The organism is Pedobacter psychrotolerans (genome assembly GCF_004340665.1).
Classification (GTDB): domain Bacteria; phylum Bacteroidota; class Bacteroidia; order Sphingobacteriales; family Sphingobacteriaceae; genus Pedobacter; species Pedobacter psychrotolerans.
In genome coordinates, this window is record NZ_SLWO01000001.1 from 56,528 (window position 1) to 70,054 (window position 13,527).

6 protein-coding genes are annotated in these 13,527 nt (G+C 36.9%); 4 read left to right on the plus strand and 2 right to left on the minus strand.

Annotation, left to right across the window (positions count from 1 at the left end; genetic code table 11):
• Positions 1-2: 2 nt before the first annotated feature.
• The gene (gene tamL, locus EV200_RS00230) at positions 3-2,306 is read right to left on the minus strand and encodes a translocation and assembly module lipoprotein TamL (RefSeq protein ID WP_132528830.1); all 2,304 of its coding nucleotides are present in this window, start codon (positions 2,304-2,306) and stop codon (positions 3-5) included.
• Entirely contained in the window at positions 2,290-7,323 is a 5,034-nt protein-coding gene (locus EV200_RS00235) for a translocation/assembly module TamB domain-containing protein (protein WP_229676877.1), read from the minus strand. Before EV200_RS00235 ends, tamL begins: the two co-directional genes overlap by 17 nt.
• A 108-nt stretch (positions 7,324-7,431) precedes the next feature.
• On the opposite strand from EV200_RS00235, the gene EV200_RS00240 reads away from it, so the two are divergent.
• From EV200_RS00240 to EV200_RS00255, 4 genes are all read left to right on the plus strand, one after another.
• Positions 7,432-7,920: a cytidine deaminase gene (locus EV200_RS00240; protein ID WP_132528831.1), complete on the plus strand. Its 489-nt coding sequence runs from the start codon at positions 7,432-7,434 to the stop codon at positions 7,918-7,920.
• 171 nt (positions 7,921-8,091) lie between these two features.
• On the plus strand, positions 8,092-11,055 hold the full coding sequence (locus EV200_RS00245; RefSeq protein ID WP_132528832.1) for a DNA gyrase/topoisomerase IV subunit A: 2,964 nt from the start codon (positions 8,092-8,094) through the stop codon (positions 11,053-11,055).
• 598 nt (positions 11,056-11,653) lie between these two features.
• Positions 11,654-12,274, plus strand: coding sequence for a nicotinamide riboside transporter PnuC (gene pnuC / locus EV200_RS00250; protein ID WP_132528833.1), 621 nt, complete (start codon positions 11,654-11,656; stop codon positions 12,272-12,274).
• 67 nt (positions 12,275-12,341) lie between these two features.
• The gene (locus EV200_RS00255; RefSeq protein WP_132528834.1) at positions 12,342-13,433 is read left to right on the plus strand and encodes an acyl-CoA dehydrogenase family protein; all 1,092 of its coding nucleotides are present in this window, start codon (positions 12,342-12,344) and stop codon (positions 13,431-13,433) included.
• Positions 13,434-13,527: the final 94 nt, after the last annotated feature.

The following is a 13,527-nucleotide window of genomic DNA, read 5'->3' on the forward strand; positions in this document are numbered from 1 at the left end:
AATTAAAATGGATATCCTATTCCTATATTAAAAATTAAATTTTCTCTTCTCCAGTCTTTGTCTCCAAAGGCTAGATTGTTAAATACCCAACGTTGTCCTTCTGCTAAATAAGGTTTACGTACCGGGAATGCTACATCTAAACGAACAACAAAAATGGTTGCATCAACACGTAAGCCTGCTCCGGTACCAACTGCCAATTCATTTAATGCGTTTTTAAGTTTAAATTCAGATCCAGGTCTGCCTGTATTATCCGTTCCTGGTACACCAACATCTTCTTTCCTTAGCCAAACGTTACCAGCATCAACAAATAGTGCACCATATAAAACACTCACTAATTTAAATCTTAATTCTGAATTCAGCATCAGTTTAATGTCACCACCCTGATCTGCAAAAATAGCATCATCTGGTACTTTATATGTTCCCGGGCCTAGTGTTCTGGCCGCAAAAGCCCTGATGTCATTACTACCACCAGCAAAAAACTGCCTTACGAAAGGTAAGGAAGTACTATTTCCATATGCATAACCATAGCCTAGGTTCAATCGGTTTGCCCAGGTTACATTTCTGGTTACTTTATAATAGTCTCTTAAATCTGCTTCTAATCTAACAAATTGCGCTAAGGGAACATTAAAAATCGAACGCTTACCTTCATCATCTTTAGGAATAAACGTGCCCCATAAGTTACCACCTGTTTCTACACTACCAAAGAAAAAAGTATTATTCCTTCGGTTGGTTTCCATCTGGTTAGTGTAGGTGAAGTTATAATTGCTTCCGACGATCAGTTGATTTTCCAGGGTAGTTCTTAATAATGGGTTAACATCATACAAGCTATCTCTTACCTTATCAGAAGGAAACGCCGTAGAAATATAACTTACCGATATTGGATTAAAATTATGTTCCTTGTACTGGTTCTCTTTAAAATTATACCCGAATTCACCTTTAAAAGCATTCAAAGTATATTCGCTACCTCTGTTTAACATTTGGTACGAAACAGATGCAATGGTTTTTGGAATGAAGGCAGTTGTACTGTTTGGTTTATAAAAAGGAATAATAAATCTTGGAAAGGTTAACTTGGCCTCTGTAGTGAGTGAAAGGGAGTTTCTACCCAAAGAAGTTCCTTTGGTTTGTGTCTCAAAACCACCGCTAACGCTAAGGTCAAGTTGTTCTGCACCTCTAAAAAGATTTCTCGTGGTTTGGGTTACCCTAACTTCCGAGCCTACAAAATTATTTGATTTACTGGTTCCGGTAACAGAAAAAGTAAGTGAGTTTTTCTTTAATGGTGTCAGGTAGATATTAAGGTCGAGTTCATTGTTTTTGAAGCTATCAACTGGCAAAAACTCTGCTCTCACATCCTGAAAAGCGCCTACATTTACCATCCTGTTTAAAGATTGATTATGGTCTTTACGGTTATATGGCTCGCCTTTCTGAAAGAAAACCAAACGATCAAATAACCGTGGCTTGAAGGTTTTCCTATCATCGTAGATATTAAAATCCTTATACTCCAGGGGTTTTAAACGCCTTAAAATGGTATCTCTTCTTAACGAATAGTTAGGATAGATGTTAATATTTTTAATGGTATATGGCTTCAAAGCAGCATCTGGAGCAATATCCTTAACCTTTATGGAAACATTAACCAGATTTTTGCCTATGGTACTATCCACCTGCATAATTAAATAATCCGGACTAAAGTAGAAATAACCACTTTCTTTTAAATCATTATCAATTCTGATCCGCTCATTTTTATAGTTATCCAAATCATAAAAATCTCCAACCTTTAATAAGGTTTTAGCTTTGTTACTGTTGATGATTTTAGTCAGTACACCAGAATCTGGCGGAAAATTAACCTGGTTGATTTTATATCGCTGACCAGTATTGGCAGTGTAAATGGCTTTTCCCTTTTTATCTTTCACCACAGTGTCACCTGTCACTTCCGCCTGTAGGTATCCTTCACTTAAAAGGTAACTGGTTAATACATCATTATTGTATTTTAATTTCACCTCACTTAAGAGCACTGGCGCTTCCCCTTTTTTTCTAATCCAGTTTCTTAAACCTCCTTTTGCTTTTTTGGGTTCGCCGGCAAAATTATAAATGGCCAGTTTTAATTTGTTATTAGGCTTTGGTCTGGTTTTACCTTTTAAATCTGCCTTTATCTGTTTCTCATCATCAATTTTGCCAGAAGAATCCGGATTAATTTTTACTTCAGCGCCCGTATATAAAATCTGACCTGGTTTTAAGGATTTGGTACTGCTACAGCCCGCGTAAACTAAACAGGCCAATAAAAATAGTGTAGGTCTAATTAGTTTTCTCATTTTGTGCTTTCTGTTCAATGTTTCTTGTTCTTCTGTTTCTTTTCTTCTGGAATATCTCTCTGAATTTATTGTAATCTACAACAAGGGTAAATCCTAAACCTGTCTCAATAATTTGTCCCTGAACAATTACATCGTTCTGATTTCTTCTATAAGCCCTTAGCCTATACCTTCCATCTGCTGATAATGCATATTCTACATTAACATTTCCTGCAATATCTGTAGATTTTTCACCTGGTGCCTGCGGACCTTCCAGTGCAAATGAGCTTCCTACGGTTACAGTTAACCGATCATTAAGTAGTTTTTTAGATAAGCCAACTTCAAGATCTGTTTTTTGCTGCATGGAACCGGTAGAGTAATCTTCGGATGAATTAACGCCAAAATTAAGATCTACTCCCTGAATTAAATCAGAAGTCAGGTTATTTAATTGTTCTGTTAAAAGCTTGCTCACACTAGAGCGTGCAAGTGTAGAAACACCACCACCACCTCCAGCTAAACTCTCGAAAGGATTATTTGCAATAAACCTATTCAATGCCAGTAAGGCGAAAACTTGTTTATTCAACTCACTTTCATTTCGGTTAACGTTAATCAATTTCGTATAAACTTGTCCGCCTAAAGCATTGCGTTCATTCTCAGGTAAGTCTAATTTAAATGAGATAATTGGTTTCAATAACTCACCTTTCATCATCAAATAAACCTGAAATGGTAACTTTGTTCTTGCTTCGTAATAATCAGGCTGGTTAAGTAAATCAATAGGTGCTGCATTTACCTCATAAAGTGCGGTTAAGTTTACATTGGCCGATGTTGGTTCACCTGTCCAAATGATGGTACTGCCTTTTACCAGTTTAAATTCTTTTTTACCCAATGGGCCTATCGATAAATTATAAGAACCATCAACAACTTCATATCGACCGGTCATACTAATTTTTCCACTTGGATCCATGGTGGCATTCAGGTTTGCATCGCCTTTGATATTTAGTGCATCACCATTTGATGGATCTACCACTACATTAAGCTCTGCTTCGGGATCAATGGTAATGGCTGCAACCAGGTTAATTCCTTTCATCGAAGATTTATTAATGCTATCTACCTTAAGTGCTTTTTGCCCATTAAATGGAGGTGCATCTGCATCGATAAATTGTACAATCCCATCCTGATCTATAACAGAAGGATCGCTGGTTGGTAAGGCGAAAAAGAATCTGGTATCCTTATTTACCTTAATGTTCATATTCACATCAGGCTGATTCAAATCTCCTCGAACCTTAATATCACTGGTCAGGAATACCTTTCCATAAATCATATCGTTATCAGCTGCGGTAGAATTAATAGCCCTGAAATTATTCATCTTAATATCTAAACCAAAACGATAACTCCTATAATCATTAGTCATTACCTTTCCATTAATGGTTGCTTTCTGGTTTAGCGAATCAATCATGGTAAAGTTATTAAAGCTAATGCCTTCATTGGTAAACGAAATCTTTTCATTAGGCATTCGGAAATAAGAGTTAACGTAAGCCACATTAATCCCGGCATTATTAAAAGTAATGTCGCCTAAAACTTTAGGTGCTGTTAATTCACCTTTAACACTTAAGGCACCAGTAATGGTTCCTGTTCCGTTTTTTAATTGTCCGGCAGATAAGCTTTCGATGTTTTTTAATTCTATTTTATCAATGTTTACGGTTAAATCTAGCGCACTTTTTGGAGCTGTATAATAGAAACCATTAACCCTTAAATCATGTACACCACTTAAAGCTACATTTACTTCGTAAGCATTTTGTGTTGCATTATTTACAGCCAGTCGTAATGTACCCAGTTGGTCTTTTTGGTAGCGTAGCTGATCAATGGTTAAGTTGGCCTCGAATTTAGCTGATGAAGCAAGATCCTTAACATTTGCAGTTCCATTTAATCGACCGCCAACCAAAGTGGTATCCGTTTCTGCAAATTTAGTTAAGGTTTCCAGCTGAAAATCTTTAAACTCAACTGACAGTGGCGCATTGGGTTTTGTAGGATTACTGTTAATCGATAATGACTGGCCACTGTTACTAATCTGAAATTGATTAACCAATATACCAGATGCACCAAATTGAATGTAATTATCTTGTGAAACCACCCATTTTTGGTAATCGAGCAATAACTTTTGCGGATCTAAAGTGAATTTAAAGTCCTTATTAATGGATTGAAAATTTCCACCGATTACATATTTATCTTTACGCTGTCTATCACGAAGAAAAATATTAACTCCTAAAATATTACTTGCCGCATCACCACTTACTTCTGTGTTAAAAAGTGAAACTGAAGGGCTTTGCAATGCTTTAACTGTTAAGGAATAATCAAGTTTATTCTTATCATTATTGATGTCTATAACCGTGGTATCGATTTTAAAATCGCCATAAACCACCTGCGGGAAGTTACCTTTAATCTGCAGGCTATCTTTTTGAGTGTCAATTAAGCCATAAAATTGCGATGGTTTGAAAACAGTTAACTCCGGAACAAACTGCTTCAGTAATTTGGAATCATAAACCTGAACGAAGAAACGCATCCGTTGATCCGGAATTTTAGTTACTTCTCCAAAAGCATAATATTTGTTAATTTCATTGATGATGGCATTGCTTACTTTCGTCAGTTGATATTTACCATCAATTTTTGCTGATAAAACTTCAGATTTAAGGGTCAATTCATTTTCATTCTCAGTGCTTTTGGCCCGAACAGAAATGGTATCAACATTAATTCTTTGCTGATCTTTTACCAGCTGTAAACCTGTAATGTCAACATTACCATTTAGGTAATCTGCATCAGCGGTAGCCAAATCAACTTTTACAACACCAGCAGCACTTAATACTGTCGGACTAAAATTTAAGGCTTGTAAATTTAACTGCTTTAAGTTTAAATCTGCCTTTACAGCCGGGTATTTTCCAGCCAGGTTAACATTGGCGTTCAATGCAAAATTGGCATTGCTATCGGGCATGCTACTTTTAATGGCAACTTTCTGATTGGCGTATGTGCCGGCAACATTTAGGTTGCGATAGGTATATTTATTGTAGTAGGCGTTTAAAACCCGTGCATTAAATTTAGCATTGATTTTTTTAGGATCCAGGCCAGTACCTACAACATCAGCCTTCACCGTAACACGACCTAATTTAGGCTGCATTTTTAGCAAGCGGCCAACATTAAAATTATTCAGACTGATATCTGCCTTATAGCTTTCCCTTCCTTTTGCTCCCTTCATTCCTGCAATTACAATGGCACCACCCATATCCGTTTGGATATTCATATTGGTATTGAAGTCAGTCATTGATCCGGTAAACTTTCCTTTGGCATTGATTACATTCGGAAGTTCAATAGATGGTGGAAGTGATTTTTTAGGTACAGCCACCAGGATATCACTTTTTGTAACATGAAGTTTTTTAATATTCAGATCGAGAAAGGTTTTATTCACGTCAGGTAAGCCTTTAGCTGTTCCGCTAATGTCAATCTGTGTATTTTTTAATCCGCTGATTTGTAAAAGTGGAATGTTCAGGTTATTGAGATAGCCATTAACACTTGCATTCAGTTTGATTTTTTCATTGCGGTAATTCGCCGGAATGGCATCGCTAAAATAGCCTGCATCCTTTAAGCCTATAACAGTATTTTTAAAATTTAGCGCCAGTTTCACTCTTTCAGGATGTTTGGTTAAGTCATCCATTGAAGTAAAGTTAAGTTCCGTCGCATTTTCAATGGTGGTGTTTGGCGTTTTTAAAATGAAGTTGCTTAACTTAATCTGCTTGTCATTGTATATCGCATTTCCTTTTAACTCTGTTAATGCAAATCCACTCTTTTCTTTTAACGATCCATTTTTAACATTCGCTTTAATCCCATCTGCACTATAGCTTACATCTCCTGCGCCGAAGGTTAGACCGCTAATTTTAAGGTGATTGAAATCCATGCCTTTAGGAGCAGCTTTTGCACCCAGGTTGTCAAATTGAAAATTATTATCCGCTAGGCTGATATTTTTAATCATCAAGCCCAAAGGTGATTTTTCTGGAACAACAGTGTCTTTAACCTTTTTTAATTCATTGCTTGGCGCAGGTTTAAAGGCAAAAAGGATATTTGATTTATTTAATTTAGCATCCTCTACAGAATATTTACTATTCGTTAGATCTACCTTTAAATTTACTAAGCCTAATTCATTTACATCGGCAATGGCTTTGGTTGTGGAGATCTGATCATCATAATTTACCTTAACATTGTTAAAGGCAAAATTCTCCACTTCAATTAAAGGCAGTTTGCCTGTTTCTTTCTGGCTGCTATCTACGCTGTTGGTAATGTGCTGTACCAATTGCGTTAAAGGTTTTTGCTGAAGGTATTTAAGAGAAGTATTATTTAAGTTAAGATCTTTAATTATATAATGCTGGTTGGCTAAATCAAATGTTTTTAATTTAGTTTTCAATGCACCTAAATAAAGCTTCACGTCATTTCCGGCCACATCATCTCGATAGGTAATGCCAATATCTTCGAAAGAAACTTTATCTACAGAGAATTTAAGTGTGGAAGTTGTATCCTGATCAACTTTTTGTTCAGGTTTTTTCTGATCGCTCATAAAAGCGTCAACCAAAAAGGAAAAGTTAAAAGTGGTATCGGGATTAATGCGCTTTACATTCGCACGAATATTTTTTAACTCAATATTATTAATTTCAACCGTATTTTTTAGTAATTTAAATAGGCTGATGTCTACTGCTAATTTTTCAGCGTATAATAGCGTATCGCCCTTCCGGTCTTCAATGTAAAATTTGTTTAATACCACATCCTTTGGCAAGGCAATCTTGATGCTTTCTAAACTAACTTCGGTTTTAGTTTTGGTTTTAAGGTAGTTAATGGCCTTTCCTTTTACAAAATTTTGTACGGCAGGAATGTTTAATGAGAGGGCTATACCTACAACCAGGATGATTATTGAAGCAATAACCCAAAGTAAAATTTTTAGACTTTTACGTACGTATTTATTCAAAGCAGATAGTGTTTGATGGTTTTTAAATGCTAAAAGCATACCAATAAAATTAATTTTAATGGCATATTTATAAATAATACAAAAAATAAACTAAATTGTTCACCCGCTACAAAAATTTAACATTAGCGGATTGATAATCAATTATAAATGAAATTATTAAATCTGAATATTAGTTTTGAGCAATATACAGGCATTGGTGAATTAGGTGAACAGGATCAGTCACTTTGTAAAAAAGCAGAACAGGCCTTAGAAAGTTCATACTCACCTTACTCAAAATTTAGAGTAGGTACGGCAATCCGTTTAGCATCAGGCGAAACTATTCTTGGTAGCAACCAGGAAAATTTGGCGTATCCATCAGGATTGTGTGCAGAACGTGTTGCACTATTTTCTATCGGATCCAATCAACCCAATGCCATTATTGAAAGTATGGCCATCACTGCCCAAACTGATAACTTCAATATCACAAAACCCATTACCTCATGTGGTGGTTGTTTGCAGGTAATGGCAGAATTTGAACGTAAACAAGCAACGCCAATTGAAGTGATTTTTTATTGTCTCAACGGCGAGATTTTAAAAGTGCCAAGCGTAAAAAGTTTGCTGCCTTTTTCTTTTGTAGAAGATAGGTTGGAAAGATAGCACTTTATCGAAGCTAAAAAACTAGCATCATAAAAAATAACCGCTGCATCAAAACTGCCAAACTTAATTTTTTATATCATTCCATAAAAGGTGCACATTGAATGTGCATAACCTCTGTTCATTCGGTGAGATCATTTTTATTATATTTACGGCTGCCAATTTTGTAAATAGATGAGTGAAGAATTAGACCAAAACATAAACGAAGAACACAAGCATACCGTAACGCCAATTAATGGTTTATACGAAAATTGGTTTCTGGATTATGCGTCTTATGTGATCCTGGATCGTGCCGTTCCGCATATCCATGATGGTTTAAAACCTGTACAACGGCGGATTATGCATTCATTGAAAGAGATGGATGACGGGCGTTTTAATAAGGCGGCTAACGTAATCGGAAATACCATGAAGTATCACCCACATGGTGATGCCTCCATTGGTGATGCGATGGTGCAAATTGGTCAGAAAGATTTACTCATAGACATGCAGGGTAACTGGGGCGATCCCATTACCGGCGACAGCGCTGCGGCTCCACGTTACATCGAAGCCCGTTTGTCGAAATTTGCAAATGAGGTAGTTTTCAATCCGGATACTACCGAATGGCAATTAAGTTACGATGGACGGAATAACGAACCAATCACTTTACCTGTTAAATTTCCCTTGTTATTGGCGCAAGGAGCAGAAGGTATTGCCGTAGGTTTGGCTACGAAGGTAATGCCGCATAATTTCAATGAATTGCTGGATGCCTCCATTGAGGTATTAAAAGATATTCGACCAAATATTGTACCCGATTTCTTCACCGGGGGGATGGCTGATTTCTCGAATTATAATGAAGGACAACGGGGTGGAAAAATCAGGGTTAGGGCGAAAATTACAGAGAAGGATAAGAAAACGCTGGTAATTACTGAAGTTCCTTACAGTACCACAACCAGTTCGGTAATCGACAGTATTTTGGCAGCCAATGATAAAGGCAAAATCAAAATCAAAAAAATTGAAGACAGTACCGCAGCACATGTAGAAATTATCGTGCATCTGGCTCCGGGAATTTCGCCTGATGTAACCATTGATGCATTATATGCCTTTACCGCCTGTGAAGTGTCCATTTCTCCAAATACCTGTATTATTCAGGGAGATAAGCCACACTTTTTAAGTGTGAACGATATTCTGATTGAAAATACAAAACACACTAAACGTTTATTAAAAAGAGAACTTGAGATTCGTCTGCATGAATTGCAGGAGAAAATTTTCTTCAGTTCCTTACTTAAAATATTTATTCAGGAGGGGATGTATAAAAATCCTGAATATGAAAACTCTACTAATTTTGATACCGTAGTGGAGGTTTTACACCGCTTGTTCGAACCTTTCAAGCCCTCGCTTTACCGCGAAATTTTGCCAGAAGATTTTAAAAAGCTGATCGATAAACCGATGAGTAGCATCACCCGTTTTGATGTGAAAAAAGCCGATGAGCAAATGAAAAATCTGGAAGATGAGATTAAGGTGGTTAAAAATCATTTGAAACACCTTACAGATTATACCATAGCCTGGTTCCAGAAATTAAAAGATAAATATGGAAAAGGAAGAGAGCGCAGAACTGAAATCCGCTTGTTTGATCGGGTGGAAGCCTCAAAAGTAGCTTTAGCAAATGTAAAATTATATGTCAACCGTGAAGATGGTTTTATCGGCACAGGCTTGCGTAAGGATGAGTTTATTGCAGATTGCTCTGATATAGATGAAGTAATCGTTTTCCGTGAGGATGGGAAATGCATGATTACCAAAGTTGCGGATAAAACCTTCGTTGGGAAGGGGATTATCCACGCCCAGGTTTTTAAGAAAAACGACGAACGAACCATCTATAATATGATTTATAAAGATGGTGGCACAGGAGTAGCTTACATTAAACGTTTTGCAGTGGTTGGCGTAACAAGAGATAAAGAATACGATTTAACCAAAGGATCAAAAGGTTCGAAAGTTTTATATTTTACGGCCAATCCGAATGGTGAAGCAGAAATTATAAATGTGGCTCTGAAACCGCATTCTAAATTACGTAAACTTCAGTTTGATCAGGATTTTGCGGAAGTGGCCATTAAAGGTCGTGGATCGCAAGGGAATATTATTTCTAAATATCCGGTTAAAAAAATTACCTTAAAAAGTAAAGGCGTTTCCACGCTGTCAGGGTTAAAAATCTGGTATGATGATTTATTAAAGCGTTTAAATGTAGATGGCAGAGGGAAATATCTTGGTGAGTTTGATGGCGATGACAGAATTTTGCAGGTGCATAAGGATGGTTATTATGAATTGAGCTCATTTGAATTGAGCAATCATTTTGATGACGGCTTAATTCTGATTGAGAAATTTGATCCTGAAAAGATCTTTGCTGCAGTTCATTTTGAAGGCAAAGCACAGAATTATTTCATTAAGCGTTTTGTTTTTGAGTTACAGTCTATTGGTAGGAAAACAATTTTTATCAGCGAAGAGCAGAAATCGAAGTTATTGTTTTTAACGGCTCATCCGGCAGCGAAGGTAGTTGTTGATGTGCTTAAAGGTAAAACACAAATTCCAGAGACACTAGATTTAATGCTTGCAGAGTTAATTGATGTAAAAGGTTTGAAAGCCAATGGCAATCGTTTGTCTCCACATGATGTACAAAAGGTAGTGCTGTTAGAGCCTGAAATTGAGGTAGAAGAATCGGATGAAAATGAACCTGGAGGAGAAGATAAAGATCTAAATGAGACGGAAACTGCTGAAGAAGTTATTACTGAATCTGTAACAATTGAGGAAGCTGAACCTGAAGAAATTGAAAAGGTTGCAGAAACGCCAGTGGTGGAACAACCGAAACCGAAGTTTGAACGCAAGATAGCGCCTACTGTTGAAGAGAAAATGGTGGTGGAAGAAAAGCCGATAGTCAAGCAACCAGCTCCGGAACCAATAGAAATTATAGAGAAAGAAACCAAGACAGAAGAAAAAACTATTGAAAAAGAGGGAATAGAAAAACCAAAACCTGCGGCTGCAAAAGAAGAGAAAACTAAACTTAAAGAGAAACCAAAGGCAGAAGAAAAACCAGCTAAAAAAGTTGATTTTGAAATCACCAATCCTAATGATATAGAGATTGATGACAAAGGGCAATTAGGGTTGTTTTAGTATAGGTCGTTAATGCGAGGGATAATTCACAACTATTTAGGTAAGATCCTGAATCAAGTTCAGGAGGGCGATTCGTTGCAAAGTGATTTCCTCGAGGCATTATCGCGATAAAACATAGGTAGGTTGGTGAGACACCAACCTGTAGAATCTTGTTATTTAGAATGCCGAACAATAACGGTCGTCATTGCGAGGCACGAAGCAATCTTAACACGACCGCTATCTTCAACAACCTATCGGTCTGGTGTCTCACCAACCGAAACACAATATCAGTCGCCTGATGAAGGTGGAAATGTAAATTCCATATAGAACCAAAACCTATCAATTTAAAAACTATATTTGCCTTACTCAAAGGGGTGCTAGTGACATTGCGATTTCTATTGCAACCATTGGCTGAGATTACACCCAAAAGAGGTAGAAGGTGTAAGATCTAAAGGTAGATGGTTTCCAAACCCTCCGCTTTTAAATCCTCCATCCCTCTGCCTTACACTACCTGATTCGGATAATGCCGACGTAGGGAAGAGGTTAAATTCAAAATACTGTTTCGCCCTGAAAGCAGTTTCAATTATTTTTTATTAGTCGCAAGACAAAATTATTGTAAATGAATTTTCAAGAGTGGTTCAGGCTTTTTCAACAACAAATTCTACATACTTCAATCATAGAATGGCTCGCCGTTGGCTTCGGTGTTTCTGAGGTTTTACTTGCCAAAAAAAATAATATCTGGTTATATCCTACTGGAATTATTTCCATTCTTTTATCCATGTTTCTTTTGCTTAATGTGAAGCTATACGCAGAAATGTTGCTCAGTATTTATTATTTGGTGATGAGTGTTTATGGCTGGATGATTTGGAAAAAGCGCAAGATTGAAGGCGAGAACCAAGTATCATGGAGTACAAACCAAGAGTTGTTAATCGCCATATTGATTTCCACTGTAGGTTTCTTCATTTTGTATTTTGTATTACGAAATCACACAGACTCTGATGTACCGCTTCTTGATGCCTTTGTTTCATCAACTGCATGGGCAGGAATGTGGCTGCTGGCAAAACGTAAAATTGAGAACTGGATTTTCCTTAATATCTCCAATATCGTTGCTATTCCCTTATTATTTCATAAAAAGCTACCACTGATGGCCTGCTTAACTACTTTTCTTTTTGTGGTAGCGATACTCGGTTTTATAGAATGGAAGAAAATTATTGGCAAAAGAAACCTTAGAATGGCCTAGTTTTTCACAATCAAAGTTGTTTTCTACGAATTCAACATTACCGTGGAAATAAATAAACAGAAAAAATATGCGAAATACATTAACACAAACCTGGCAGGAAAAAGTAAAAGAATTTGCAGCGCAATCTGAAGAAATGGGTGAGCTATATCCGGCAATTCTGGAACTTGCTTATCAGGGAAACTGGTTTAAGCTTTTTGTGCCAGAAGTTTATGGAGGAGCGGGGAAAAAACTTCCTGAAATTTTAAGGTTGGAAGAGGAACTGGCAGAGGCTGACGGAAGTTTAGGATGGACAGTTACACTTTGTGCGGGCGCAGCCTGGTTTGCAGGTTTTTTAGATCAGGGATTAGCGAAAGAAATCTTTGCCGAAAGGGAAGTTTGTTTTGCAGGTAGTGGTGCTGTTGGAGGAACAGCCATTAGAACTGAAAATGGTTACCTGATAAATGGTCATTGGAAATATGCCAGTGGTGCTTTGCACGCAACTATTTTTACAGCAAACTGTACTATAAAGGAAATGGATGGTACTGATCTTTTAGATGAAGATGGAAATCCTGAAGTCATGTCTTTTATCCTTAAAAAAGAAGAAGTGGAAATTCTATCTGGCTGGTCATATTTTGGCTTGATTGCAACAGGAAGCCATGCATTCGAAGTAAAAGATTTGATTGTACCGTTAAATAGAACCTTTAAGATAAATGATGATATTAAAGTGGCCGATCAAGGCTTTGATTACCCTTTTTTACAACTGGCAGAAACTACGCTGGCTGTAAATAGTCTTGGCATGGGGCAGCACTTTATTCAGTTGGTTGAAAGTTCTTTTTTGTCACGTACTGGTTTGCGCAGATACAATGAAGATCAAATAGCCTTCTTCAACATGGAATTAAATAAATGCAAAACAGAAGTTGAAACTTTAAAGATTCAATTTTATCAAGCTTTTGATGAGTCTTGGAATCAGCTAATTAACGTAGGAGTGATCGATCATCAGCAGCTGGAAACTGTAAGTAAGGTAAGTAGAAAACTTACTCATGCTTGCAGAAGAGCTACAGATACACTTTTTCCTTATTGCGGACTGGAAGCTGCGAAAAAGGAATCTGAAATTAACCGGGTTTGGCGAGATATTCATACGGCAAGCCAGCATGCATTGTTAACTTTTGAAAATTTATAGTAAACATAATTTCGAGTCGTTTTCGACCTTAAAATCTTTGAATAATAAAAAAGCCCCCAATAAGTGTTTAACTTTTTGGGGGCGGTGCAATCTA

Excerpts from the sequence above, each read along its gene's own strand:
- EV200_RS00235 (WP_229676877.1), bottom strand. The coding sequence starts at position 7,323 with ATGCTTTTAGCATTTAAAAACCATCAAACACTATCTGCTTTGAATAAA.
- EV200_RS00240 (WP_132528831.1), top strand. The coding sequence starts at position 7,432 with ATGAAATTATTAAATCTGAATATTAGTTTTGAGCAATATACAGGCATT.
- EV200_RS00245 (WP_132528832.1), top strand. The coding sequence starts at position 8,092 with ATGAGTGAAGAATTAGACCAAAACATAAACGAAGAACACAAGCATACC.
- EV200_RS00255 (WP_132528834.1), top strand. The coding sequence starts at position 12,342 with ATGCGAAATACATTAACACAAACCTGGCAGGAAAAAGTAAAAGAATTT.
- pnuC (WP_132528833.1), top strand. The coding sequence starts at position 11,654 with ATGAATTTTCAAGAGTGGTTCAGGCTTTTTCAACAACAAATTCTACAT.
- tamL (WP_132528830.1), bottom strand. The coding sequence starts at position 2,306 with ATGAGAAAACTAATTAGACCTACACTATTTTTATTGGCCTGTTTAGTT.